Source organism: Paenibacillus sp. FSL R7-0312 (assembly GCF_038004445.1).
Taxonomy (GTDB): Bacteria; Bacillota; Bacilli; order Paenibacillales; family Paenibacillaceae; genus Paenibacillus_AQ.
In genome coordinates this window covers 2,050,080-2,075,706 of sequence record NZ_JBBORE010000001.1, presented here as the reverse complement: position 1 = coordinate 2,075,706, position 25,627 = coordinate 2,050,080, and the positions used below count along the sequence as shown (strand labels likewise).

Here is a 25,627-nt window from a genome sequence, read left to right as displayed (position 1 = left end):
GATTGAGATGGATAAATTTATAATTATGAAAGCAGGGATTATCTAATGGAAAAGAAAAGTTTAGCTGACGTGCTGCAGTATCAGGAGGAACGTTTTACAAAGAAAATCCTCTTCCAGCAAGGTGAAAGTGTTGTATTCGTGCTTAATTTCATGCCGGGTCAAAAATTGCCTGTTCATAAGCATCCTGGAGCGGATGTATATATCCTTGCTTTAAAAGGAAATGGAACCATTCATGTAAATGAAGCCGTGCAGCCCCTTATTGAAGGAGAGACTATCTATATCGCCGGAGATGAATCTTTTGCCTACACTAATGACAGCTCTTCCCCTTCCAGTCTGCATGTCATTCTGTCCAAGCTGCCGAGTCCGGCCTATGCCAAAGAAATCTAGATCCTACAGCCAGCAATAAAAACAGGGCCCCTTCATAATGAAGGGGCCCTGACTTATATTCCGGATCTATCCTAACGGATAGAGACGAATTATTTCTGGATGGAAGCTACGGAACCGGCACCAACTGTACGTCCGCCTTCGCGAATGGAGAATTTAGTACCTTCTTCAATAGCGATTGGTGAGATCAGGGAAACAGTTACAGTGATGTTGTCACCAGGCATAACCATTTCAGTACCTTCTGGCAGGTTGATGATGCCAGTTACGTCAGTTGTACGGAAGTAGAACTGTGGACGGTAACCAGTAAAGAATGGTTTGTGACGTCCGCCTTCTTCTTTAGTCAGAACGTAGATCTGAGCAGTGAACTCTGTGTGTGGGTTAACGGAGTTCGGCTTAGCCAATACTTGGCCGCGCTCGATCATGTTACGGTCTACACCACGCAGCAATGCGCCGATGTTGTCGCCCGCTTGTGCGGAATCGAGCAATTTACGGAACATTTCAACGCCTGTAACAACGGATTTTTTCTTTTCTTCGTGAATACCAACGATTTCGATTTCTTCTCCGACTTTAACTGTTCCGCGTTCTACGCGACCAGTTGCCACAGTACCGCGGCCAGTGATGGAGAATACATCTTCGACAGGCATCAAGAATGGTTTGTCAGTCTGACGTTCTGGAAGCGGGATGTACGTGTCGATCGTTTCGAACATTTCAACGATCTTCTGTGCATATTCGCCTTCAGGGTTCTGCAGAGCTTCACGAGCAGATCCACGGATGATTGGAGTATCATCGCCTGGGAAGTCGTATTCGCTCAGCAGGTCGCGAACTTCCATTTCAACCAGTTCAAGCAACTCTTCGTCTTCAACCATGTCGCATTTGTTCAAGAATACAACGATGTAAGGAACGCCTACTTGACGGGACAGCAGGATGTGTTCACGAGTCTGTGGCATAGGGCCATCAGCTGCGGATACAACCAGGATAGCTCCGTCCATTTGCGCTGCGCCAGTGATCATGTTTTTAACATAGTCGGCGTGTCCAGGGCAGTCTACGTGAGCGTAGTGACGATTAGGAGTTTCATATTCAACGTGAGCAGTGGAGATAGTGATACCACGTTCGCGTTCTTCAGGAGCCTTATCGATTTGGTCGAATGCTACAGCAGCGCCACCGTATTTCTTGGACAATACAGTAGTGATTGCAGCAGTCAGAGTTGTTTTACCATGGTCGACGTGACCAATAGTACCAATGTTAACGTGCGGTTTGTTACGTTCAAACTTTGCCTTTGCCATTTGAACAGTTCCTCCTTAATGTGGGGTTCCTTATATTTGAGCCGCCCGCCTACATGCAATTCTTAGATGACTTATGTGATATACCCGGACGGCAAGTTAAAAATGATGATTATTCTCCGCCTTTGTTCTTGGCTACGATTTCTTCAGCAATGGATTTAGGTACTTCTTCATAGTGAGAAAGTTCCATTGAGAATACGCCGCGTCCTTGAGTACCGGAACGAAGTGTTGTGGAGTATCCGAACATTTCGGAAAGAGGTACCTTTGCACGGATAATTTGCGCACCGCCACGGGAATCCATACCTTCGATCCGTCCGCGTCTGGAGTTCAACATACCCATTACATCGCCCATGTATTCCTCAGGAACAGTTACTTCCACTTTCATGATTGGCTCGAGCAGGACAGGTTTACACTTGTCTTTAGCTGCTTTGAGTGCCATCGAGCCGGCGATTTTGAACGCCATTTCGTTGGAGTCAACATCATGATAGGAACCATCTACGATGGTAGCCTTAACGTCAACAAGCGGGAAGCCTGCAATAACGCCGTTTTTCATTTGCTCTTCAATACCGGCAAGTGCAGGAGCGATGTATTCTCTAGGAACAGAACCACCGACAACTTTACTTTCGAACTTGCTGCCAGTACCCGGCTCGAGAGGTTCAAATTCAACCCATACGTGACCATACTGACCGCGACCGCCGGATTGGCGAACGAATTTACCTTCAACACGTGCTGGTGCTTTGAATGTTTCACGGTAAGCAACCTGTGGTTTACCCACGTTGGTTTCTACCTTGAATTCGCGGCGCATACGGTCGATGATAATATCCAGGTGAAGCTCACCCATACCTGCCAGGATCGTTTGGCCAGTTTCTTCATCAGTGTGAGCACGAAGAGTAGGATCCTCTTCAGTCAACTTTCCGAGAGCTACGCCGAGCTTATCTTGGTCAGCTTTGGTTTTTGGTTCAACTGCGATTTCGATAACCGGATCAGGGAAGTTCATGGACTCCAGGATAACCGGATGTTTCTCATCGCAAAGGGTATCGCCGGTACTTGTGTCCTTCAGACCAACGGCTGCCGCGATATCACCGGAATACACAATGGAGATTTCTTGGCGGCTGTTCGCATGCATTTGCAGGATACGGCCGATACGCTCACGTTTGTTCTTGGTAGCGTTAACTACATAAGAACCGGATTCCAGTACACCGGAGTATACGCGGAAGAACGTAAGTTTACCTACATAAGGGTCTGTCATGATTTTAAATGCCAGTGCTGCGAATGGTTCTTCGTCCGAAGAGTGACGAACCGCTTCTGTACCGTCATCCAGATGACCTTGAATAGCAGGTACATCCAGTGGGGATGGCAAGTAATCAACAACAGCATCCATCATGAGCTGAACACCTTTATTACGGTAGGAGGATCCGACAATTACAGGGAAGATTTTAACATCACATACGCCTTTGCGCAATGCTGCCTTAATCTCATCCACTGTGATTTCTTCGCCTTCCAGATACTTCATAGTCAGATCTTCGTCAAGTTCTGCAACCTTCTCGATCAACTCGAGACGCAGTCCCTCAACTTGTTCCAAGTATTCAGCAGGAATATCAGTAACTTCGATGTTTTGTCCCAGGTCATCCTTGAACATGTGAGCTTTTTGCTCAACAAGGTCAATGATACCAATGAAGTCGTTTTCGGCACCAATTGGCAATTGAATTGCAATTGCGTTGGCTTGCAGGCGGTCACGCATGCTGTCGATAACGTTCAGGAAGTCTGCACCGATGATATCCATTTTGTTCACATAAGCGATACGGGGAACGCCGTAACGGTCAGCCTGTCTCCATACGGTTTCGGACTGAGGCTCTACGCCCTCTTTCGCACTAAATACACCAACTGCCCCATCCAATACACGAAGGGAACGTTCAACTTCAACAGTGAAGTCAACGTGCCCAGGGGTATCAATAATATTGATGCGGTGGCCCTTCCATGCAGCGGTCGTAGCAGCGGAAGTAATCGTAATTCCGCGCTCCTGCTCTTGTTCCATCCAGTCCATTGTAGCAGCGCCCTCGTGAACTTCACCGATTTTGTGCGTACGGCCTGTGTAGAAAAGAATCCGCTCAGTAGTGGTAGTTTTACCAGCATCAATATGTGCCATGATCCCGATATTACGTGTATTTTTTAAGGAGAACTCTCTTGACATGAAATGGATCTCCTTTCAAAATAGAAGTTATTTGAACGGCTATAATCCTACCAGCGGTAGTGAGCAAACGCTTTGTTCGCTTCAGCCATTTTGTGCGTGTCTTCACGTTTCTTAACGGAAGCGCCTGTGTTGTTGGAAGCATCGATAATCTCAGCCGCCAAACGCTCTTCCATAGTCTTCTCACCGCGGTTGCGTGAGTAGTTTACAAGCCAACGTAATCCCAAAGCAGTACGTCTTTCAGGTTTAACCTCGATAGGCACCTGGTAGTTAGCACCGCCGACACGACGAGCTTTAACTTCCAATACAGGCATGATGTTCTTGATGGCAGCTTCGAAAACTTCCATTGGTTCTTTACCTGTACGTTCCTGAATCAACTTGAACGAATTGTACAAAATGCTTTGAGCGACACCTCTTTTACCACCCAGCATAATACGGTTGATCAAACGAGTAACCAACTTGCTATTATACAATGGATCTGGCAATACATCTCTCTTAGTAACTGGACCTTTGCGTGGCATGGATATCCCCCTTTCTTAAAATGTTTATTATTCGGATATGCTTGTCTTATTTCTTAGCCTTAGGACGTTTCGCACCATATTTGGAGCGAGCCTGCATCCGGTTAGCAACACCTGCAGTATCAAGTGCACCACGAACGATGTGGTAACGAACTCCTGCAAGGTCCTTAACTTTACCTCCGCGCAGCAATACTACACTGTGCTCTTGAAGGTTGTGTCCGATACCCGGAATGTAAGCAGTCACCTCAAGACGGTTCGTCAAACGAACACGGGCATACTTACGAAGTGCTGAGTTTGGTTTACGTGGAGTCATTGTGCCTACACGAGTGCACACACCGCGTTTCTGCGGGGCGCTCAAATTTGTAGCCTCACGCTTGAGGGCGTTGAACCCTTTTTGAAGAGCGGGAGATTTGGATTTTTCGATTTTGGCTTGACGGCCTTTACGAACCAGTTGATTAATAGTTGGCATGTTGTGCCACCCCCTTCCTGAAATGATAGTCAATTTACAAACATTAAGTCCACAGACCCAGGTGGTTCATAAAAAGACAAATGAAAAGTCCTTGCTGCCGAAGTGTACCCCGGTACAAAAACGTTCTCTTGTTGCTATTGTTTTAAGACGGCTGCCATAGCAGCACCAACTTCTATACCGCAGGCCTTGCCCAAATTCAGCATGGTGTCCACATATGTGACCTTCACACCTTGTTTGCCGCAAAGCATAACAATTCTGGAAGTAAGCCGTTGATCTCCGTCCTCCGCCACATAGACTTCTGCGGCTTGGCCCAACTCCACCGCCTTGACGGTTTGTTTGGAACCGATCTTGACCTGAGCATCCTGTAACCCTCTATCATCAGTCATGAAAAACATTACCTCCACTGAACAAGAATGACAAGGCTACTCACGCACCTTAGACATATTAGCATCCTCAGCACACGATGTCAAGAAAAACAGCAATAATTATATTAATATTCGTAACAGACAGCCGCGTCACGCAAGGTTATCACGTGACGCGAAAGCTGAATGCCATGATTATTTATTACTCAGCTGGAACCGTTTCTAAAGCGGCTTGCTTGCTTTCTTCATTCGGATCACTAAGCTTCACATTACGGTAACGATTCATACCTGTACCTGCAGGAATCAGCTTACCGATGATAACATTTTCTTTAAGACCGAGCAACTTATCCACTTTACCCTTAATTGCTGCATCCGTCAAGACGCGGGTAGTTTCCTGGAAAGAGGCCGCAGACAGGAAGGAGTCTGTTTCCAGAGAGGCTTTGGTAATACCGAGCAGTACCGGTTTGGCAACTGCAGGTTCTTTACCAGACAGGATAGCTTCCTTGTTGGCTGCTTCATATTCATGAATATCCGCAAAAGCACCCGGCAGGAGAGTGGTATCTCCAGCATCGATAATACGAATTTTACGCAGCATCTGCTTGATCATAACTTCAATATGCTTATCATTGATCTCAACGCCCTGGTTACGGTATACACGCTGTACTTCTTGCAGAATGTAGTTCTGTACCCCGCGGATCCCTTTGATGCGCAGCATTTCTTTAGGGTCGATAGAACCGTCTGTCAATTCATCACCAGCTTCAATCTCCTGGCCCTCACTGACACGCAGACGGGAACCGTAAGTGATGGAATAGGTCTTGGACTCCGCTTCACCCTGGACTTCGATTTCTCGACGGTCCTTGGTTTCACGAATTTCCTTAACTACGCCGTCAATTTCACTGATTGTCGCCTGACCTTTAGGGTTACGGGCTTCAAACAACTCTTGGATACGCGGCAAACCTTGCGTGATATCGTCTCCGGCAACACCACCGGTATGGAATGTACGCATGGTAAGCTGTGTTCCTGGTTCACCAATGGATTGTGCAGCAATAATGCCGACAGCTTCCCCGATTTCCACGAATTTACCTGTTGCCAGGTTACGTCCGTAGCACTTCTTGCAGACACCGTGACGGGCACGGCAACTCAGTACAGAGCGGATCTGCAATTTAGTAACGCCAGCATTCACGATTGCTTCAGCCTTATCGGAGTCAATCAGATCGTTACGGTGAACGAGGATTTCCTTCGTTTCCGGATGACGCACAGTTTCGAAGGAATAACGGCCTTCAATACGGTCGTAGAGATCCTCGATAACTTCCTTGCCATCTTGAATCCGGCTGACGGTGAAGCCTTTATCGGTACCGCAATCTTCTTCGCGGACGATTACGTCCTGAGCCACGTCAACGAGACGGCGTGTCAAGTACCCGGAATCCGCTGTACGCAGCGCTGTATCGGCCAGACCTTTACGCGCTCCGTGAGTGGAAATAAAGTACTCGAGGACGGTCAGACCTTCACGGAAGTTCGCTTTGATTGGCAATTCGAAAATCCGGCCCGAAGGGGTAGCCATCAGACCACGCATACCACCGAGCTGGGTAATCTGCGATTTGTTACCACGCGCTTTGGAGTCGACCATGAGCATGATAGAGTTGAAACGATCCATCGATTTCAGCAGGACGTTCGTAAGTTCATCCTTAGTCTTCGACCAGATCTCGATAACACGGTCATACCGTTCATCATTGGTAATCAGACCGCGGCGGTATTGATTCGCTACTACATCAACCTTAGCTTCGGATTCTTTAAGAATTGTAGCTTTTTCCTCAGGCACAATAACGTCTGATACGGCAACCGTAACACCGGAACGTGTAGAGTACGTAAAGCCGAGCTGCTTAATTTTATCCAGAATCACTGAAGTCTTGGTAGTGTGATAGGTTTCGAAGCAGCGGGCAATGATTAGGCCCAGATATTCTTTACCTACAGCACTGGCTTCCGGAGCAGCCATGATCAATTCGCGGACATCCGCGCCTTTTTCATAGATGAAGTACTTCTCTGGTGTACCCTGCAGCAGGTTTGTTTTGGTAGCTTCATTGATATATGGGAAACTGCTTGGATAGATTTCGTTGAAGATAATCTTACCCACCGTTGTAATCAGCAATGCATTCTGCTGCGCTTCTGTAAAGTTGGTTTTACCCAGTGCCTTAACAGGAATAGCAACACGCGCATGCAGACCAGCGGTTCCGCGTTGGTAAGCTGAAACAGCTTCGTTCACGGTACGCAGAATCATACCCGTTCCCTTTTCTTCCTTGTTATCCATGGTCAGATAGAACGTACCAAGGACCATATCCTGGGAAGGTGTAACAACCGGCTTACCATCTTTAGGGTTCAGGATGTTACCGGATGCCAGCATGAGAATACGGGCTTCAGCTTGAGCTTCAGCGGATAGAGGAACGTGTACCGCCATCTGGTCACCGTCAAAGTCGGCATTGTATGCCGTACATACGAGCGGGTGAAGACGGATCGCGTGACCTTCTACCAGAATCGGTTCAAACGCCTGTATACCCAGTCTATGCAGTGTAGGGGCACGGTTCAGCAGAACCGGATGCTCTCTGATTACTTCTTCAAGCACGTCCCAGACTTCAGGACTTACGCGCTCAACCTTACGTTTCGCGCTCTTGATGTTGTGGGCAAGGCCCTTATTAACCAATTCTTTCATTACAAACGGTTTGAAGAGTTCCAGTGCCATCTTCTTTGGAAGACCGCATTGGTACATCTTGAGGTAAGGTCCTACGACGATAACGGAACGTCCGGAATAGTCAACGCGCTTACCGAGCAAGTTCTGGCGGAACCGTCCTTGTTTACCTTTCAGCATATGGCTGAGTGATTTGAGCGGACGGTTACCAGGACCTGTTACAGGACGGCCGCGGCGGCCATTGTCGATCAGGGCATCAACAGCTTCCTGAAGCATCCGTTTCTCATTCTGCACGATAATATCAGGAGCACCGAGATCCAGCAGTCTCTTCAGACGGTTGTTACGGTTAATTACGCGGCGGTACAGGTCATTAAGGTCAGACGTAGCAAAACGGCCGCCATCGAGCTGAACCATAGGGCGAAGCTCCGGAGGAATAACCGGAAGTACATCCATGATCATCCAGTCTGGCTTGTTGCCGGAGTTGCGGAAAGCCTCAATAACTTCGAGACGTTTGATCGCCCGGTTACGGCGCTGGCCTTGGGCCGTGCGCAGCTCTTCTTTGAGGAATTCCAGTTCTTTATCGATATCGATATCCTGAAGCAGTTTTTTGACGGCTTCAGCACCCATGCCAGCCTGGAAGCCGTAGCCGTATTTCTCACGGTAGCTGCGGTATTCTTTCTCAGATAGCAGTTGTTTCTTCTCCAAAGGAGTTTCACCCGGATCGGTTACAACATAAGATGCAAAGTAGATAATCTCTTCGAGCGATCTTGGAGACATATCCAGTGCCAGACCCATACGGCTCGGAATACCTTTGAAGTACCAGATATGAGATACCGGAGCTGCCAGCTCGATGTGGCCCATACGTTCGCGGCGGACTTTAGCGCGGGTAACTTCCACGCCGCAGCGGTCGCACACAACGCCCTTATAACGGACGCGTTTGTATTTACCACAGTGACATTCCCAGTCCTTTTGCGGTCCAAAGATGCGTTCGCAAAAAAGACCCTCTTTTTCCGGTTTCAAAGTACGATAGTTGATGGTTTCCGGTTTTTTCACTTCTCCGCGGGACCAAGAACGAATTTTTTCCGGGGAAGCGAGCCCGATTTTCATAAATTCAAAATTGTTAACGTCCAACAAGGAGCAACCCTCCTTAACCTATATCCTGATTTAGTACCACAGCCCTCTCTTGACGTTAAGTCAACAGAGGGCGCGGTCCTTTGTGTAATGAAATTAGTGGCTTGCTGGTGAACTACTCTATGCCGACTTCTGCGCCTTCCAAATTGAGGCTCAGCTTGTCGCCTGACGTCTCGTCCTCATCGTCCAGTTCCTTCATCTCGATCTCCTGCTCGTCACCGCTAAGGATTTTGACATCCATACCCAGCGACTGCAGTTCCTTGATCAATACCTTGAACGATTCCGGAACACCCGGTTCTGGAACATTTTCACCTTTGACGATGGACTCGTACGTTTTCACACGGCCAACCACGTCATCGGATTTCACGGTCAAAATTTCTTGCAATGTATACGCCGCGCCGTAAGCCTCAAGCGCCCACACTTCCATTTCCCCGAAACGCTGTCCGCCGAACTGAGCTTTACCACCCAGTGGCTGCTGTGTAACGAGTGAGTAAGGACCTGTAGAACGGGCATGAATCTTATCGTCAACCATGTGCGCAAGCTTGATCATGTGCATAACGCCGACAGTAACTTCACGCTCGAAGCGCTCGCCTGTACGTCCGTCATACAGCACAGTCTTACCGTTACGCTGCATACCGGCTTCTTCCATCGTATCGAACACGTCATACTCACGGGCTCCGTCGAATACCGGAGTAGCCACGTGGATACCCAGACGCAGTGCCGCCATACCAATATGGACTTCCAGCACCTGTCCGATGTTCATACGTGAAGGTACGCCCAGCGGGTTCAGGACAACCTGTACCGGTGTACCATCCGGAAGGAACGGCATATCTTCTTCTGGCAGGATACGGGCAACGACACCCTTGTTACCATGACGTCCGGCCATCTTGTCACCTTCAGAAATCTTACGCTTCTGAGCGATGTAGACACGAACCAATTGATTCACACCTGGAGGCAGCTCATCGCCGTTCTCACGGGTAAACACCTTAACGTCAACGATAATACCATCACTACCATGCGGAACGCGCAAGGAGGTATCACGGACTTCACGAGCCTTCTCACCGAAGATTGCGTGCAGCAGGCGTTCTTCAGCAGTCAGTTCAGTTACGCCCTTCGGAGTAACTTTACCTACCAGAATGTCGCCGGCATTGATTTCCGCACCGATACGAATGATTCCGCGCTCATCCAAATTGCGGAGCGCCTCTTCACCAACGTTTGGAATATCACGCGTGATCTCTTCAGGTCCTAGCTTGGTGTCACGGGCTTCGGATTCATATTCCTCGATATGGATCGAAGTGTATACATCTTCCTTAACCAGCTTCTCACTGAGCAGGATCGCATCCTCGTAGTTGTAACCTTCCCAAGTCATGAACGCAACGACTACGTTACGGCCAAGAGCAAGTTCGCCCATTTCTGTGGAAGGTCCGTCTGCCAGGATATCACCCTTCTTAACAATATCGCCACGTTTAGCCAGCGGACGCTGATTAATGCAAGTCCCTTGGTTCGAACGCATAAATTTGTGTAATTTATATTTAACGATATCGCCTTTAACTTCCTTGCCTTCAACTGCCTCTACACGGCGCAGCCAGATTTCATTGGCAGAGGAGCGTTCAATAATACCGTCATATTTGGAAACAATACATACGCCAGAATCCTTGGCGGATTTATGTTCCATCCCTGTGCCGACAAGCGGAGCTTTCGGAATCAGAAGCGGAACGGCCTGCCGCTGCATGTTCGATCCCATCAGTGCGCGGTTGGAGTCATCGTTCTCAAGGAACGGAATGAGCGCCGTAGCGACCGACACAACCTGCTTAGGTGAAACGTCCATGTAGTCAACACGGTTACTAGGCATAGTAGTAATGTTATCTGAATCCTTGTTGTAACGAACGATAACCATGTCTTCCTTAAATGTACCATTCTCATCAATCAGTACATTCGCCTGAGCAACTACATAGTTATCTTCTTCATCAGCAGTCAGATAATCGATTTGTTCTGTAACCTTACCAGTCTTTGGATCCACCCAACGATACGGAGCTTCGATAAAGCCGTATTCATTGATGCGTGCAAAGGTAGACAAGGAGTTGATCAGACCGATATTCGGACCTTCCGGTGTTTCGATAGGACACATACGGCCGTAGTGACTGTGATGTACGTCGCGGACTTCAAAGCCTGCGCGTTCACGGGTCAGACCGCCGGGTCCAAGTGCCGACAGACGGCGCTTGTGTGTAAGTTCAGCAAGCGGGTTCGTCTGATCCATAAACTGGGACAGCTGCGAACTACCGAAGAACTCTTTGATCGACGCGATAACCGGACGGATGTTGATCAGTGCCTGCGGTGTAATCGCATTAGCGTCCTGAATTGACATTCTCTCCCGCACCACGCGCTCCATACGGGACAGACCGATACGGAACTGATTCTGCAGCAATTCACCTACAGAACGCAGACGGCGGTTACCCAAGTGGTCGATATCATCTGTATTACCGATACCGTGCAGCAAATTAATAAAGTAGCTGATTGAGGATATAATATCAGCCTGGGTAATATGCTTGACCGACTTGTCAATGTTGCCATTGGCGATCAGCTTGATAATCCGGCCTTCTTCAATTGGCGAGAATACGTCAATAGTCTGCAGCGGAATATCTTCACTGTCCATAACCCCGCCGGTAACACGGTAGTTCTTGCCAGCTACATTCTTCTCGAAATAAGGAATCAGCTCGTCAAGCAGGCGGCGGTCAACCATCTGGCCGGATTCTGCCAGGATTTCTCCTGTAGATTCATCAACCAAAGGCTGCGCCAGACGCTGATTGAACAGACGATTCTTAATATGCAGTTTTTTGTTGATTTTGTAACGGCCTACATTGGCCAAATCATAACGTTTCGGATCAAAGAAACGTGCGACCAATAGGCTCTTGGCATTGTCAAGTGTCGGTGGTTCACCCGGACGCAGACGCTCGTAAATTTCAATAAGCGCCTTCTCCGTAGAGTCCGTGTTGTCTTTATCCAGCGTATTGCGAATATATTCATCATTACCAAGCAGTTCCAGAATTTCAGCATCACTGCCGAAGCCTAGAGCACGCAGAAGCACGGTTACCGGGATCTTACGGGTCCGGTCGATACGGACATACATGATGTCCTTAGCGTCGGTCTCCAGTTCCAGCCAAGCTCCGCGATTCGGAATTACTGTGGCGGTGTAGGTTTTTTTGCCGTTCTTATCCACTTTCGTGCTGAAATAGACGCTTGGAGAGCGAACCAACTGGCTGACAATAACCCGTTCCGCACCATTGATAATAAAAGTGCCGGTTTCCGTCATCAGCGGGAAATCTCCCATGAACACTTCCTGCTCTTTGACCTCACCGGTCTCCTTATTGATGAGACGCACCTTTACACGCAGAGGAGCCGCATATGTTACGTCCCGCTCTTTAGCGTCGTCAACCGTATACTTCGGTTCACCCAGGCTGTAATCAATGAACTCTAGTACCAAATTTCCTGTGAAATCCTGGATCGGCGAGATGTCCTGGAACATTTCCCGCAATCCTTCCTCCAAAAACCAGTCATAAGATTTTTGTTGGATCTCGATCAGGTTCGGGACCTCGAGTACCTCGTTAATTCTCGCATAGCTCCGCCGAGTGCGTCGACCATACTGAACAAGATGTCCTGCCAACTTTACTCACCCCTCATGTCTACTCACTTAAAAATTGATTGCGAACCCTTGTTTGGACCCGTATAATGGAACCATAACACAAGGATCCAGCCATAAATACAGAAAAGCCCCTTATCGAAATCTTTCGAAAAAAGAGCGCATCTATCCACGGCCAAAATACTCCTTATCCAGTAGATTTGCCCAAAACGTGTGTATTATACGTCACCAAGCAACAGTTTATGCGCTATTATCTATTGTCCCGGCGACCTTCGCCGTGACAGGAACATAGAGAACGGAATTCGCAAAAACCTGCCGTACGGCATGCGCTTACCGGGCGACAATATATCACTTGACATTTCAGCAAACTAAAGACATGGAGCCTAGCTTAATACTGACATTTTATAATAATAACACTATCAACATTGCATGTCAATAAGTATTATTTATTTTTTACTTCTTCGCTCTGATAATGCGATATCCCTTATCTTTCCCCACTTCTTCTACATCCGAGAATAAGCTTTCCAGCTTGGCGGAGGCCGATGGTGCGCCCTGCTTCTTCTGGATGACTATCCATAGACTTCCACCCTCATTCAAATGCGCATGCGCCTGCTCAAAAATCTCATGAACCACAGCCTTGCCTGCACGAATCGGCGGGTTGGTAAGAACCACATCGAATGTACGCCCCTTCACCGCAGACAGTACATCACTTTCCATAACCGTAACATTGTGGATTCCGTTATGCTGCGCATTCTCGCGGGCAAGCTCTACCGCACGGCTGTTGATATCAATCATCGTCACATGTCCCTTGGGAGTGAGGAGTGCTGCACTAATCCCTATAGGTCCGTAACCACAGCCAACATCCAGCACCTCCGCCCCATCCGAAATTTTCATAGCTTCGATCAGAACTCGGCTACCATGATCGATATCCCCTTTGGAAAAAACACCGGCGTCGCTTGTAAAACGGAGGCTTTTGCCTCTCAGTACCGTATCGATGCTGCGTCTGTCATGACGTGCTTCCGGCTGCTGCGAGTAATAATGCTGCGACATACAATCCTCCCTTTCACATGGCTCTAATATACAAAGCATCTCTTATAGAGCAACCCCCTTGAACAAGTTCAAGGGGGTTGCAAGAACCGGAATGAATCACTTCATATCCGGGGCAGTACCTACTTAAATCAAATTATTTCACTTCTACAGAAGCGCCTGCTTCTTCCAATTTTGCTTTGGTAGCTTCTGCTTCTTCTTTGCTTACTTTTTCTTTGATTGCTTTTGGAGCGTTGTCTACAACGTCTTTAGCTTCTTTCAAGCCAAGACCTGTGATTTCGCGAACGATTTTGATAACGTTGATTTTGGAAGCGCCAGCGCCTGTCAAAATTACGTCGAATTCGGATTGCTCTTCTTCAACAGCTGCTACTGCGCCGCCAGCTGCTACTGGAGCTGCTGCAGTTACGCCGAATTCTTCTTCGATTGCTTTAACCAGGTCGTTCAGTTCCAATACGCTCATGCCTTTAATTTCTTCCAAAATTGTTTCTTTGCTCATGATTGAACCTCCATTATATTTGAATTGGTTTGTGGTAATGATTATGAAGCTAGAAGCAAAGGCTTACGCGCTTTGTTCTTCTTTCTCAGCAACAGCTTTAACTGCAAGCGCGAAGTTGCGCATTGGAGCTTGAAGCACGCTAAGCAGCATGGACAGCAAACCATCGCGGGATGGAAGCTCAGCCAGTGCTTTCAGTTGGTCAGCGTCGATAACGCGACCTTCTACAACGCCGCCTTTAAGTTTCAGAGCGTCGTTCTTCTTAGCGAAGTCGTTCAAAATTTTGGCTGCTACTACCGCATCAGTTTCACTGAAAGCGATCGCTGTAGGACCAGTCAGGACAGCGTCCAGATCAGTCAACTCAGCCGCTGCAGTTGCACGGCGAAGCAATGTGTTCTTCAGGACTTGAAAATCAACGCCAGCTTCACGAAGCTGCTTACGCAGTTCAGTCACTTGCGAAACGTTCAATCCGCGGTAGTCCGCAACAACAGTAGAGATACTGTTCTGCAGTTTGCCAGTTACAACATCAACCGCATCCTGTTTAGCTTGGATTACTTTTGCATTTGCCAATTGTATACACCTCCTGAAAATTTATGTGACGGCGATTCTTCCGGAGAATCCGCGCCGTTCCTACGCAGGCATTAGAAAAGCCTCCGCAGATTCACGAAGGCTTGATAAAACGGAAAGCAGTCAGGCGAGCCTGTTACTTTTTGTTTCTATCACAACACCTCGGTAGGAAATTAAGCCCTACGGCACCTACTGTCTACGGTAAGCATATTCAAATTCAAGATTGATCACCTTAATGTTCACAACTGTTATAGATTATCAAAGATGACTCAAAGAGTCAACCCTTAATTATCTGAAAGCAGCTGCGTTCACGCGAGCGCTAGGTCCCATAGTGGACGAAATAGCGATGCCTTTAAGGTATACACCTTTAGCAGCAGCCGGTTTCGCACGGTTCAGAGCGTCGATGAGGGATTTAAGGTTCTCGTTCAGTTGTTCAGCGTTGAAAGACACTTTGCCGATTGGCGCGTGAATTTGACCCGCTTTGTCAAGACGATATTCGATTTTACCGGCTTTGATTTCTTGAACAGCCTTGGTAACGTCGAAAGTAACTGTACCTGCTTTAGGGTTAGGCATGAGGCCTTTACCACCGAGCAGACGACCCAGTTTACCGACTTCACTCATCATATCAGGTGTAGCTACGCAGACATCGAATTCAAACCAGCCCTGTTGAATTTTGTTGATCATATCAGCATCACCAACAAAATCGGCGCCAGCAGCTTCCGCTTCTTTCGCTTTTTCACCTTTTGCAAATACAAGCACGCGTTGAGTTTTGCCTGTGCCGTGAGGCAGGACAACAACACCACGAACAGCTTGGTCTTGTTTACGCGGGTCTACACCCAGACGAACTGCTGCTTCAACGGTTTCGTCGAATTTAGCAGTTGCTGCCTTTTTCACAAGCTCTACAGCTTCTGAAGGCTCGTAAGTTGCTTCGCTGTTGATCAGCTTAGCAGATTCTTGGTATTTCTTACCATGTTTAGCCATGAAAATGTTCCTCCTTTGTGGTGTTAGCGGAAATTCCTCCCACATATTGCGGTCATGAATGACCGGTTCATCGAATACATATTAGTCTTCGATTGTGATACCCATACTGCGGGCAGTACCTTCAACCATACGCATTGCAGCTTCGATAGATGCAGCGTTCAGATCGGGCATTTTTGTTTCAGCAATTTCACGAACCGCTGCGCGGCCGAGTTTTGCTACTTTCTTCTTGTTTGGTTCACCGGATCCTTTTTCTACTTTTGCAGCGATGCGAAGCAGAACAGCAGCCGGAGGAGTTTTAGTGATGAAGGTAAAGGAACGGTCTTCAAATACTGTAATTTCAACCGGGATGATCAGGCCAGCCTGGTCGGCAGTACGAGCGTTGAATTCCTTACAGAATGCCATGATGTTGACACCTGCTTGACCTAACGCCGGACCTACTGGAGGCGCTGGATTCGCTTTCCCTGCAGGAATCTGCAGTTTCACCATTTTAATAACTTTTTTAGCCATGAGTGACACCTCCTTGCGTAAATAGTGGTATTCGAATGCTAAACAGCATTCTCCCACAAGAAACCCTTGCGCTTGTTATATCTTCTCCACTTGAGTGAAATCCAACTCGAGCGGGGTTTCCCGTCCAAACATGTTGACATGTACCTTGATCTTGCTCTTGTCTGCCAAAATCTCTTCCACGGAGCCCACAAAATTCGCAAACGGACCGACCATAATACGTACGGATTCCTTAATTTCGAAATCAATCTTCGCTTTAGGTTCAACCATGCCCATATGCTTCAGAATTTGTTCAACCTCTTCAGGGAGCAGAGCGGTAGGCTTGGACCCCGAACCAGTTGAACCGACAAATCCGGTAACGCCCGGCGTATTGCGGACTACATACCAGGAATCATCAGTCTGTACCATTTCGACCAAAACGTAACCGGGGTAAACTTTACGCATGACAGTTTTTTTCTTGCCATCCTTGTTTACCAATTCTTCTTCCATAGGAACAAGAACGCGGAATATTTTGTCTTCCATGCCCATGGACTCAACGCGTTTTTCCAAATTGGCCTTGACCTTATTCTCATACCCGGAATAGGTATGAACGACATACCATCTTTTTTCCATATCAAGCCACCTGGGACCTCTCTAAATAATCGCTTCAATCACAGCGGAAATACCGATGTCCAGAACCCAGAAGTAAAGAGCGATAACTACAATTGTACCGAGAACGATCAATGTATAGTTTTTCAGTTCCTTACGGCTAGGCCAGCGAACCTTTTTGAGTTCACTCCAGCTCTCAGTGAAAAAGGAAAACAAAGACTTGAAACTACGTTTCACGCCGACTACACCTCCAAAGACTATCTGGTTTCGCGATGAGGAGTTTGCTCGTTACAAAACTTGCAAAATTTCTTCATCTCCAAGCGGTCGGGGTGATTTCGCTTGTTTTTGGTTGTTGCATAGTTTCTTTGTTTGCAACTTGTACAAGCCAAAGTGATAATTACCCGCATGATATGCACCTCCCGAAGACGTACTTCTAACCGTTAAATTAGAAGACGCAAATATTGATTCAAAAAAAAAGCCGCGAATTTAGGCCTACCTAAAACACTTTAGCATAATATCATCGCCCGTGTCAACGAAAGAATTCCCCCATCGCATTGGGTATTTCCAGGTGGTGTAGCCTGGTGCCGTACATAATCTCTGGTCTTGGCATTCCTTTGCCACTCGCTGTCTTCACTACCATTATGGATCATTCCGCCGTGGTATAAACCTGCAGCCTACTGTTGTCTAACAAAACACATTTCCATCACGATGAAATCTTGCAGGACACTAAAAAAAGACTCGAGTCCCGAGCCTTTCTAGTTCATTATATCATTAATTGTCACGCACTTCCAGATATCTTTCCAACTTACGCTTCACTCGCTGCAGTGCATTGTCAATAGACTTCACATGCCGCTTCAAGTCCTCAGCAATTTCCTGATAGGACCGTCCATCCAGATAGAGCATTAGAACCTTGCGTTCCAGATCACTAAGGATCTCCGCCATCTTATCTTCCAGTCCGATGAACTCCTCCTGGTTGATAATCAGTTCTTCAGGATCAAGCACCTGCGTTCCGCAAATCACATCCATCAGCGTCCGGTCGGAATCCTCATCATAGATGGGTTTGTCGAGCGAGACGTATGAGTTCAGCGGAATATGCTTCTGGCGGGTCGCTGTCTTAATGGCAGTTATAATCTGACGGGTGATGCACAGCTCGGCAAACGCCTTGAACGAGGAAAGCTTGTCCCCCTTGAAGTCACGAATTGCCTTATATAAGCCAATCATGCCTTCCTGTACAATATCTTCACGATCTGCCCCGATCAAAAAATAGGAACGAGCCTTGGCACGTACGAAATTACGGTACTTGTTGATTAAATGTTCCAATGCGCCACTGTCGCCACCACGGAAGATCTCGACAATTTCTTCATCACTTATGAAATCATACTCGGATAGCATTAATTCCTTGAGGTCGACACTCACCAAGAATCCCCCCGGCTGCAACGCAAGACACATCGTTACTTCGCGAAATATAGGATCAGTATATATTATGTTACCTTACAACGTCAACCGAAGATTGTCCAAAAACAATCTTCTATAACATATTATGGCATTTCTTAATCACTGTCTGCGCCAGTCTTCGAGACGTTTCCGCGTTTCCGGAGGCAGCTTGTCTTCCAGGGAGTGACGGGTGCTGCTTACACTTCCCGGTTCAATAGCCTTTTTAACCTGTTTCTGATTCTCTTCAATCTCCAGTCTCAGTTCTCTTGCCGAGATCCGGAGCGCCCCTTGCGCAAAAACAACATGCTGCTCCACAAAATCGCTGGTCGCCACAGAAATCTGTCTGCGGCGGTGAGTGAATTCTCCCACCAGCCGCTCAATGCACTCATCTGCCGTTTCCTTTTCCTTAGTGAAGAATACCTGGACTTTCCCCTGTACAAACGACCGTCCAAGTCCCGGCACACGGTATGCATCGAATACGGCTATGACGCGCAGCCCGGAGAATGCCTGATAATCGGCCAGCATATCGAGCAGCCGGTCGCGGGCCCCCTGCATGCCGGTCTGCGACAGCGCCGCAAGCTCCGGCCAGCCGCCGATCATGTTGTATCCGTCCACGAGCAGTATATCGCGCCAGTCTGCCATAGTTATCCCTGTTCTTGCCGGCGGCGGAGCACCTCGTACATAATTACACCGGCTGCTACGGAAGCATTAAGAGAGTTGATTCTTCCCGCCATCGGCAGCTTCAGGAGCACGTCACATTTCTCACGGATCAGGCGGCCCATTCCTTTATTCTCATTGCCGATAACCACCGCTACCGGTCCGGTAAAAATATCAGATCCGAAGAGATTCTGATCCGTATCCACATCGGTTCCAACCACCCACACCCCAAGTTCCTTAAGGCGGTCTATCGTCTGGCCCAGATTGGTTACGCGTGCAACAGGCACATATTCCACTGCACCGGCAGAGGTTTTGGATACTGTTGCTGTAATCTGCGCAGAACGCCGTTTCGGTACAATGACACCATGCACACCAGTGCAGTCGGCAGTGCGCAAGATAGATCCCAGGTTATGAGGGTCTTCAATTTCATCCAGCAAAAGAAGAAAAGGCGGTTCCCCTTTGGCTTCAGCCGCCGCAAGAATATCAGCAACCTCGGTGTAGGCAAACGGTGCCGCCTGTGCTACCACCCCTTGATGCTGAACTCCCGGTGCGAGCTGATCCAGCTTCCGCTTATCTACATGCTGAATTACAATTCCTGCTTTGCGGGCTTCAGCGACGATAGGTGCCGTTAAGTGCTTTTGTGCAGTTTCGGCGATCCATATTTTATTCAGTGTCCGGCCGGCACGAAGCGCTTCAAGGACTGAATGCTTGCCCGCCAGTATTTCCTCTTCCGTTCTCAATTCTTCCATGTTCATGTCTCCTGTTCTAAGTACCCATATATAACTATAAACTCCGCTGCCTGTTTAAACTCATTTGGTCCGATTCAACATGTATTCGATGCTGCTGTGAACAAGCTCCTGGATTCTCGCCTGCTGTCCTGTATAATATAAATGCCCGATCAGGCATTCAAAAGCAGTCGCGTGGCGGTATTCCAGCACATCTGCGTTTTTGGGAATCGTGCCGGACTTGGCATTGCGCCCTCGTCTTACCACGTCCTTCTCTTCCTCCGTGAGCACCGGCTCAAGGTAGGCAAGAATCGTGCTCTGGGCTTTGGCCGAGACCAGTCCCGTTGCCGAGCGGTGCAGATGATTCGGACGCAGATTGGGCAGCGAAATCAGATACTGCCGCACAGCCACTTCATAAATGGCATCTCCTGCATACGCCAGAACAATCGGCGAGAGCAAACGGGCCGGCTTGGACGGTTCGTACGGAAACCATGCGCTGTTCAGATCAAACTGCCCGCTCATTTACGCCGCCACCGCATTCCCTGTGGAGTGTCTTCCAGCAGAATGCCCAGAGTATTCAGCTCATCGCGGATTTCATCGGACCGGCTCCAGTTCTTATTCTTGCGCGCTTCTGTGCGTTCAGCAATGAGGCGCTCAACCTCTTCACTGGCGACCTCTTCTTCAGCCTCCTGAGTAAGGCGCAGTACCGAATTCATCTCGGCAAAAGCCTTCAGCAGTGCTGCAAAGTCTGCGGAATGCGCGTCATTATCAGCAAGCGTCAAATTAGCCAGGCTTACCCAGTCAAACAGAGCGGTAATCGCATCCGGCGTATTGAAATCATCCTGCATTCTGGCGTGGAAATTGCCAACAATAGCTGCCAGGCGTTCAACGATCTGTGAGCTTGCCGCTCCCTCTGCCCCGTCCGTATCCAGTTCAAGCCGATGCTTCACATTACCTGCTGCCGTAGTGATGCGCTCCACGCTTTTCTCAGCAGAGAGCAGTGCTTCCTCCGAGAAGTTCAGCTGATTGCGGTAATGGCTTGAAAGCATGAAATAACGGATAGTCCCCGCTTTGAAACGTGCACGAATATCCTTCACAAGCAGACCATTTCCAAGTGATTTCGACATTTTCTCCTCACCAATGTTCAAAAATGCGTTGTGCATCCAATACTTCGACAGCGGCTCACCCGTCAGCACTTCTGTTTGCGCGCATTCGCACTCATGGTGCGGGAACTTCAAATCCTCTCCGCCGCCATGGATGTCGATCGTTGTGCCCAAATATTCGCGGACCATTGCCGAGCACTCGATATGCCAGCCCGGACGCCCCTCTCCCCATGGACTGGACCAGTGTACCTCACCCGGCTTGGCTGCCTTCCAGAGCACAAAATCCTCCTGGTTCTCCTTGCGCGAATCCACCTCAACACGGATACCAAAGCGCAGTTCCTCCAGATTCTGGCCTGACAGCTTGCCATAATTGGCAAACTTGCCGGTCCGGTAGTACACATCTCCGCCGTTCTCGTAAGCAAATCCTTTCTCTTCAAGCTCCTTAATGAACTCAATGATCTTGTCCATGCTCTCTGTTACGCGCGGATTCATTGTTGCCGGCTTTACACCAAGTCCGGCCAGGTCTTCCTGATAGGCGGAGATGAACATTTCCGCGACCTCAGCTACAGTAATGTTCATCTCTTCCGCTTTGCGGATCATTTTATCATCCACATCGGTAAAGTTCGTCAGATAGCGGACTTCATTGCCGAGGGCTTCCAGGTAGTTGCGGACCATGTCAAAAACGATAACCGGTCTAGCATTCCCGATATGCATATAGCCGTAAACGGTTGGACCGCATACATACATTTTCACTTTGCCAGGTTCCTGCGGTACGAATTCTTCCTTGCTCCGTGTCATTGTGTTATAAATCTGTACAGCCATTCTGTTCCCAATCCTTTCTGTTCCCCCTGGATTCTCTTAAATCTCCATATGGTTATATTTCATAATCGCCGATATACTGCTGGCTCTCCAGCCGCCGCTGTTCCTTCTTCTGCTTGTCTTCGGTGCCCATCTGCTCGCGCAGCTCTTCGATTTCCTTTTGCAGAAAACGCAGGGAATCAATCAGCGGATCCGGCATCTGGGTATGATCCAGCCGATCGGACACGCGTTCCCCGTTGCGCTTAACCACGCGTCCTGGATTTCCTACAACGGTGCTGTTGCTGGGCACTTCACGCAGAACCACTGAATTGGAACCGATATTGCAATTATCGCCGATTCTAAACGATCCCAGTACTTTGGCACCGGAGCCAATGACAACATTGTTGCCGACGCTAGGATGACGTTTGCCCTTTTCTTTCCCTGTCCCTCCAAGTGTGACCCCCTGATAGATAATGACATCGTCACCAATCTCACAGGTTTCACCAATGACTATACCCATTCCATGGTCGATGAACAACCGGCTGCCGACAACCGCACCCGGATGAATTTCCACTCCGGTCATAAATCTGCTCATCTGCGATACGATGCGTGCCAGTGTAAACCAGCGGCGTTTATATAAAGAGTGGGCAATCCGGTGTGCCCATATAGCATGAAGCCCGGCGTAGGTGAAGACAACCTCGAACTTGCTGCGGGCAGCGGGATCGTTGTCGAATACTGCCCGAATGTCCGACTTGATATGCTTAAACATCAGGGTTCCCCTCTTCTTTGACTTCCCCACCTCCTGTTTACAGGTACGCAAAGGAAGATAGTGTCTTCAGCCCACTTGCTCTATTCATCTGTATGCTGTGAGCATTCAATCGGTATCCTTATAGTTCAACAAAAAACGCCCCTGCAGCATTATGCTGCAGAGACGTTTAACCGCGGTCCCACTCTGCTTGAACATTCGCACAATCAGACTGCCGTTAACTTCGCGGCAGTTGCATGCGGTGTTCCTCTTGGCGTCTGTAACGGCAACGTCCCCGGCACAGTCTACTGTCCCCTGACAGACAGGGACGCTCAACCGTGCAGCTCACAGGTGCATGTTCAGCGGCAGACAAATGAATAACTCCCAGCCTGCAAGGGAAATCTCCCTCAGCGGTTATTCTCTCTGGCAATTGCCCGTATACGCGTACTTTTCCTGATCACAGCTATTATTAGTTATTATATTCTTCTATCTTAGCGAAAAGCCGCAGGGCTGACAAGGGGTTCTACCCTCATATCCCCCGGTTTATGCGCCTTTGATCTGCGATTTCAGACGTTCGATGACCCGGTCCCGGCCAAGCAGCGCGATGGTCGCATTCAAATCACGGCCATGCATCTGACCAGTCAGAGCGACACGGATCGGCATAAACAGCGCTTTGCCTTTGTGTCCGGTTTCTTTCTGGACTTCTTTGATCAGCACAGCCATATTAGCAGCGCCGAAATCCTCAGCAGCTTCCACTTTAGCGAGAAAAGCGGAGAGCACTTCAGGAACCTGGGCTTCGGCAAGTACTTGTGCCGCTTCCGTCTCCAGTTCCAGATGGCTGCGGAAGAAGAGCTCGGAGAGTCCTACAATATCCGAAGCGGAGTTCATCTGTTCCTGATACAGTGCAACCAGGCTTTCTGCCCAGATCTGCTGCTCATCACTCAGAACCTCCGGCAGACGTCCCGCCTTCTGCAGATGGGGAATAGCAAGTGCCGCGATCCGCTTAGGATCGGCATGCTTGATATAGTGATTATTGAGATGTGCCAGCTTGTTCGTATCGAATACAGCCGGGCTCTTCGACAGACGGTCGGCAGTGAAGATAGAGATCAGCTGTTCCTTGCTGAAGATCTCCTCCTCCCCCTCCGGCGACCAGCCGAGTAATGTGATGAAGTTGAAGAGCGCTTCCGGCAGATAGCCAAGCTGGTCATACTGCTCGATAAACTGAATGATCGATTCATTCCGTTTGCTCAGCTTCTTGTGGTCATCGCCGACAATCAGTGTCATGTGGCCGAACAGCGGCGCTTCCCAGCCAAGGGCTTCATAAATCATGAGCTGACGAGGCGTGTTCGAGATATGGTCTTCCCCGCGCAGCACATGGGAGATGGCCATCAAATGATCATCTACAGCTACAGCGAAGTTATAGGTTGGAATACCATCCTTCTTCACAATGACGAAGTCGCCCATTTCTTTGGTGTTGAACGAAATGCTGCCTTTAACGATATCATTGAAGGTATAAGTTCGGTCCTCAGGAACCAGGAAACGGATGCTGGCAATGCGTCCTTCCGCCTCATAGGCAAGGCGCTGCTCCTCCGTCAGATTACGGTGTCTGCCGGAATAACGCGGGGTTTCGCCACGTGCAGTCTGTTCTTCACGCTCTGCTTCCAGCTCCTCTTCTGTACAATAGCAGCGGTAAGCAAGGCCGCGGTCCAGCAGATCCTGCCAGTAGACACGGTACAGATCCAGACGTTCTGTCTGGCGGTAAGGGCCATATTCTCCGCCTACATCTACGCTCTCATCCCAATCCATTCCCAGCCATTTCAAATATTTCAACTGGCTTTCTTCGCCTTCCGCGATATTACGCTTAAGGTCTGTATCTTCGATCCGGATAATGAATTGGCCGCCCAGATTGCGGGCGAACAGGTAGTTAAATAACGCCGTTCTGGCATTTCCGATATGTAAATGTCCCGTAGGGCTCGGTGCGTAACGCACCCGGACTTGATCCGTCATGGGTTTCCCTCCGCTTCATATTGGTTATTATTAGGCTGTTGTTACTTCAGCCATCTCAAGATGATATCACATCTTGGAGCAGACAGACAATAGATTGTGCGGCAATTCCTTCTCCGCGTCCGGCGAAGCCGAGCTGCTCGGTAGTTGTCGCTTTTACATTGACCTTTGAGAGGTCCGCATCCAGTGCACGGGCAATAACCTCGGTCATTTGCGGAATATAAGGCGCCATTTTGGGTTTCTGGGCAATGATGGTCGAATCTATATTTCCCAGCCGGTATCCCCGGTCACGGGCAAGCGCCCATACATGCTCCAGCAGCTTCAGGCTGTCTGCATCCTTGAAGGCAGGATCGGTATCTGGGAAATGTCTGCCGATATCCCCCAGTCCAAGCGCCCCAAGTATAGCATCGCTTACTGCATGCAGGAGCACATCCGCGTCAGAGTGTCCCAGTAACCCCTTCTCATAGGGAATAGTCACTCCCCCAATAATACACGGCCTTCCTTCCACCAGCTGATGCACGTCAAATCCTTGTCCTACAGCGATCATCTCTGTTCCTCTCCCCTGCTTCTTTCTGTGAATTCAGCGAAATCCAGGTCTTCCGGTGTCGTAATCTTAATATTCCTGTAGCTTCCTTCTACTACAGAAACGGTAATTCCGCTGCGTTCCGCCAGACTGGAGTCATCTGTACCGAGGAAGCCGTCACGCTCTGCCTCGTCATAGGCTGACAACAGTTCGGACAAACGAAAAGTCTGCGGGGTCTGAATCGCCCACAGACTTCGCCGGTCCGGCGTAGACAGCACGTTGCCTTCACCATCCACCTGCTTGATCGTATCCTTAACCGGAACTGCAAGCACAGAGGCTCCGGCAGATCTGGCCCGTTCATAACAAGCTTCAATCTCACTGCCCTGTACGAAAGGCCGGACCCCATCATGTACCATTACCCAGGTGGTCGTAAGTTCTCCCAGTCCCCGGCGTACCGAGTGCTGGCGTTCAGCCCCTCCCGGAATAACAACAGACACTTTGTCCAGCTTGTAGGCCTGCACCCATTGCCGGCAGCGCTGCACATCCTCTTCACCGGTGACAAGCACGATTTCAGAGATGAGTTCATGCTTCTGGAATACCTCCAGGGTATGCACGATAATAGGTTTGCCATGAAGCAGCAGATATTGTTTGCTCTCTGCCGTTCCCATTCGTGTCCCTCTGCCTGCCGCCACTATAACGGCGCCTACACTGTTTGACATTCTTTCGGCTCCTGTCTTTCACGTATATCCCCATCATAACGTGTTTGGACGGCATTTCCAAGCCTATAAGACCGCTCCAGGGGCTGATTA

The 25,627-nt window shown here is 48.8% G+C and carries 25 protein-coding genes and 1 other annotated feature; of the genes, 1 reads left to right on the top strand and 24 read right to left on the bottom strand.

Translation table 11 applies throughout. The features are described from left to right. The first annotated feature begins 45 nt into the window (after positions 1-45). Positions 46-387 (top strand): cupin domain-containing protein, encoded by a 342-nt coding sequence (locus MKX70_RS08950; protein ID WP_042239986.1) that lies wholly within the window; start codon positions 46-48, stop codon positions 385-387. Positions 388-476: 89 nt separating this feature from the next. Here the strand turns inward: MKX70_RS08950 and tuf are convergent, their stop codons facing one another. The 24 genes from tuf to ispD all read right to left on the bottom strand — a co-directional run bounded on the left by tuf (position 477) and on the right by ispD (position 25,537). Further along, on the bottom strand, positions 477-1,667 hold the full coding sequence (gene tuf / locus MKX70_RS08945; RefSeq protein WP_039298612.1) for an elongation factor Tu: 1,191 nt from the start codon (positions 1,665-1,667) through the stop codon (positions 477-479). Between the two features lie 109 nt (positions 1,668-1,776). Further along, the gene (fusA, locus tag MKX70_RS08940; protein ID WP_340781926.1) at positions 1,777-3,855 is read right to left on the bottom strand and encodes an elongation factor G; all 2,079 of its coding nucleotides are present in this window, start codon (positions 3,853-3,855) and stop codon (positions 1,777-1,779) included. 47 nt (positions 3,856-3,902) lie between these two features. After that, the gene (gene rpsG / locus MKX70_RS08935) at positions 3,903-4,373 is read right to left on the bottom strand and encodes a 30S ribosomal protein S7 (RefSeq protein ID WP_020427074.1); all 471 of its coding nucleotides are present in this window, start codon (positions 4,371-4,373) and stop codon (positions 3,903-3,905) included. 46 nt (positions 4,374-4,419) lie between these two features. Beyond that, positions 4,420-4,839, bottom strand: a complete 420-nt coding sequence (gene rpsL / locus MKX70_RS08930) for a 30S ribosomal protein S12 (protein WP_020427075.1) — start codon at positions 4,837-4,839, stop codon at positions 4,420-4,422. A 134-nt stretch (positions 4,840-4,973) separates the two neighbouring features. Next, positions 4,974-5,225 (bottom strand): ribosomal L7Ae/L30e/S12e/Gadd45 family protein, encoded by a 252-nt coding sequence (locus tag MKX70_RS08925; RefSeq protein WP_039298604.1) that lies wholly within the window; start codon positions 5,223-5,225, stop codon positions 4,974-4,976. Between the two features lie 178 nt (positions 5,226-5,403). Beyond that, positions 5,404-9,015: a DNA-directed RNA polymerase subunit beta' gene (rpoC, locus tag MKX70_RS08920; RefSeq protein ID WP_042239992.1), complete on the bottom strand. Its 3,612-nt coding sequence runs from the start codon at positions 9,013-9,015 to the stop codon at positions 5,404-5,406. Positions 9,016-9,127: 112 nt separating this feature from the next. Beyond that, a complete protein-coding gene (gene rpoB, locus MKX70_RS08915; protein ID WP_042239995.1) occupies positions 9,128-12,673 on the bottom strand; it encodes a DNA-directed RNA polymerase subunit beta in 3,546 nt (1,181 codons plus the stop codon). A 429-nt stretch (positions 12,674-13,102) separates the two neighbouring features. After that, positions 13,103-13,699, bottom strand: coding sequence for a class I SAM-dependent methyltransferase (locus tag MKX70_RS08910; RefSeq protein ID WP_340781925.1), 597 nt, complete (start codon positions 13,697-13,699; stop codon positions 13,103-13,105). Between the two features lie 133 nt (positions 13,700-13,832). After that, entirely contained in the window at positions 13,833-14,192 is a 360-nt protein-coding gene (gene rplL / locus MKX70_RS08905) for a 50S ribosomal protein L7/L12 (RefSeq protein ID WP_039298590.1), read from the bottom strand. Between the two features lie 63 nt (positions 14,193-14,255). Then, a complete protein-coding gene (gene rplJ / locus MKX70_RS08900) occupies positions 14,256-14,759 on the bottom strand; it encodes a 50S ribosomal protein L10 (RefSeq protein WP_042240002.1) in 504 nt (167 codons plus the stop codon). 64 nt (positions 14,760-14,823) lie between these two features. Beyond that, positions 14,824-14,976 (bottom strand) — a sequence feature (ribosomal protein L10 leader region). Positions 14,977-15,044: 68 nt separating this feature from the next. Continuing rightward, positions 15,045-15,737, bottom strand: a complete 693-nt coding sequence (rplA, locus tag MKX70_RS08895; RefSeq protein WP_039298583.1) for a 50S ribosomal protein L1 — start codon at positions 15,735-15,737, stop codon at positions 15,045-15,047. 81 nt (positions 15,738-15,818) lie between these two features. Next, positions 15,819-16,244, bottom strand: a complete 426-nt coding sequence (gene rplK / locus MKX70_RS08890) for a 50S ribosomal protein L11 (RefSeq protein WP_020427083.1) — start codon at positions 16,242-16,244, stop codon at positions 15,819-15,821. 75 nt (positions 16,245-16,319) lie between these two features. Next, positions 16,320-16,853 carry a transcription termination/antitermination protein NusG gene (nusG, locus tag MKX70_RS08885; RefSeq protein ID WP_020427084.1) on the bottom strand — a complete coding sequence of 178 codons (534 nt, stop codon included), beginning with the start codon at positions 16,851-16,853 and terminating at the stop codon, positions 16,320-16,322. Positions 16,854-16,874: 21 nt separating this feature from the next. Next, entirely contained in the window at positions 16,875-17,066 is a 192-nt protein-coding gene (gene secE / locus MKX70_RS08880) for a preprotein translocase subunit SecE (protein WP_020427085.1), read from the bottom strand. Between the two features lie 20 nt (positions 17,067-17,086). Beyond that, positions 17,087-17,236, bottom strand: a complete 150-nt coding sequence (gene rpmG / locus MKX70_RS08875; RefSeq protein ID WP_074086515.1) for a 50S ribosomal protein L33 — start codon at positions 17,234-17,236, stop codon at positions 17,087-17,089. 364 nt (positions 17,237-17,600) lie between these two features. Continuing rightward, entirely contained in the window at positions 17,601-18,245 is a 645-nt protein-coding gene (sigH, locus tag MKX70_RS08870; RefSeq protein WP_020427086.1) for an RNA polymerase sporulation sigma factor SigH, read from the bottom strand. A gap of 138 nt (positions 18,246-18,383) precedes the next feature. Continuing rightward, positions 18,384-18,905: an NYN domain-containing protein gene (locus MKX70_RS08865; protein WP_042240004.1), complete on the bottom strand. Its 522-nt coding sequence runs from the start codon at positions 18,903-18,905 to the stop codon at positions 18,384-18,386. Positions 18,906-18,907: 2 nt separating this feature from the next. Then, a complete protein-coding gene (gene rlmB / locus MKX70_RS08860; protein ID WP_042140140.1) occupies positions 18,908-19,669 on the bottom strand; it encodes a 23S rRNA (guanosine(2251)-2'-O)-methyltransferase RlmB in 762 nt (253 codons plus the stop codon). A gap of 60 nt (positions 19,670-19,729) precedes the next feature. Continuing rightward, on the bottom strand, positions 19,730-20,167 hold the full coding sequence (locus MKX70_RS08855; RefSeq protein ID WP_039298565.1) for a Mini-ribonuclease 3: 438 nt from the start codon (positions 20,165-20,167) through the stop codon (positions 19,730-19,732). Next, complete coding sequence (gene cysS, locus MKX70_RS08850; protein ID WP_042240007.1) at positions 20,164-21,570, bottom strand: cysteine--tRNA ligase; 1,407 nt, start codon at positions 21,568-21,570, stop codon at positions 20,164-20,166. Before cysS ends, MKX70_RS08855 begins: the two co-directional genes overlap by 4 nt. A gap of 52 nt (positions 21,571-21,622) precedes the next feature. Continuing rightward, the gene (gene cysE / locus MKX70_RS08845; protein WP_340781923.1) at positions 21,623-22,315 is read right to left on the bottom strand and encodes a serine O-acetyltransferase; all 693 of its coding nucleotides are present in this window, start codon (positions 22,313-22,315) and stop codon (positions 21,623-21,625) included. A gap of 519 nt (positions 22,316-22,834) precedes the next feature. Next, positions 22,835-24,298: a glutamate--tRNA ligase gene (gene gltX, locus MKX70_RS08840; protein ID WP_042240012.1), complete on the bottom strand. Its 1,464-nt coding sequence runs from the start codon at positions 24,296-24,298 to the stop codon at positions 22,835-22,837. 55 nt (positions 24,299-24,353) lie between these two features. Beyond that, positions 24,354-24,842, bottom strand: coding sequence for a 2-C-methyl-D-erythritol 2,4-cyclodiphosphate synthase (gene ispF, locus MKX70_RS08835; RefSeq protein ID WP_042140144.1), 489 nt, complete (start codon positions 24,840-24,842; stop codon positions 24,354-24,356). Next, entirely contained in the window at positions 24,839-25,537 is a 699-nt protein-coding gene (gene ispD, locus MKX70_RS08830; RefSeq protein WP_042240015.1) for a 2-C-methyl-D-erythritol 4-phosphate cytidylyltransferase, read from the bottom strand. Before ispD ends, ispF begins: the two co-directional genes overlap by 4 nt. Positions 25,538-25,627: the final 90 nt, after the last annotated feature.

Coding starts and splice junctions, on each gene's coding strand:
- MKX70_RS08950 (WP_042239986.1), top strand. CDS start 46: ATGGAAAAGAAAAGTTTAGCTGACGTGCTGCAGTATCAGGAGGAACGT.
- tuf (WP_039298612.1), bottom strand. CDS start 1,667: ATGGCAAAGGCAAAGTTTGAACGTAACAAACCGCACGTTAACATTGGT.
- fusA (WP_340781926.1), bottom strand. CDS start 3,855: ATGTCAAGAGAGTTCTCCTTAAAAAATACACGTAATATCGGGATCATG.
- rpsG (WP_020427074.1), bottom strand. CDS start 4,373: ATGCCACGCAAAGGTCCAGTTACTAAGAGAGATGTATTGCCAGATCCA.
- rpsL (WP_020427075.1), bottom strand. CDS start 4,839: ATGCCAACTATTAATCAACTGGTTCGTAAAGGCCGTCAAGCCAAAATC.
- MKX70_RS08925 (WP_039298604.1), bottom strand. CDS start 5,225: ATGACTGATGATAGAGGGTTACAGGATGCTCAGGTCAAGATCGGTTCC.
- MKX70_RS08910 (WP_340781925.1), bottom strand. CDS start 13,699: ATGTCGCAGCATTATTACTCGCAGCAGCCGGAAGCACGTCATGACAGA.
- rplL (WP_039298590.1), bottom strand. CDS start 14,192: ATGAGCAAAGAAACAATTTTGGAAGAAATTAAAGGCATGAGCGTATTG.
- rplA (WP_039298583.1), bottom strand. CDS start 15,737: ATGGCTAAACATGGTAAGAAATACCAAGAATCTGCTAAGCTGATCAAC.
- rplK (WP_020427083.1), bottom strand. CDS start 16,244: ATGGCTAAAAAAGTTATTAAAATGGTGAAACTGCAGATTCCTGCAGGG.
- nusG (WP_020427084.1), bottom strand. CDS start 16,853: ATGGAAAAAAGATGGTATGTCGTTCATACCTATTCCGGGTATGAGAAT.
- rpmG (WP_074086515.1), bottom strand. CDS start 17,236: ATGCGGGTAATTATCACTTTGGCTTGTACAAGTTGCAAACAAAGAAAC.
- MKX70_RS08865 (WP_042240004.1), bottom strand. CDS start 18,905: ATGGCAGACTGGCGCGATATACTGCTCGTGGACGGATACAACATGATC.
- rlmB (WP_042140140.1), bottom strand. CDS start 19,669: ATGGAAGAATTGAGAACGGAAGAGGAAATACTGGCGGGCAAGCATTCA.
- MKX70_RS08855 (WP_039298565.1), bottom strand. CDS start 20,167: ATGAGCGGGCAGTTTGATCTGAACAGCGCATGGTTTCCGTACGAACCG.
- cysS (WP_042240007.1), bottom strand. CDS start 21,570: ATGGCTGTACAGATTTATAACACAATGACACGGAGCAAGGAAGAATTC.
- cysE (WP_340781923.1), bottom strand. CDS start 22,315: ATGTTTAAGCATATCAAGTCGGACATTCGGGCAGTATTCGACAACGAT.
- gltX (WP_042240012.1), bottom strand. CDS start 24,298: ATGACGGATCAAGTCCGGGTGCGTTACGCACCGAGCCCTACGGGACAT.
- ispF (WP_042140144.1), bottom strand. CDS start 24,842: ATGATCGCTGTAGGACAAGGATTTGACGTGCATCAGCTGGTGGAAGGA.
- ispD (WP_042240015.1), bottom strand. CDS start 25,537: ATGTCAAACAGTGTAGGCGCCGTTATAGTGGCGGCAGGCAGAGGGACA.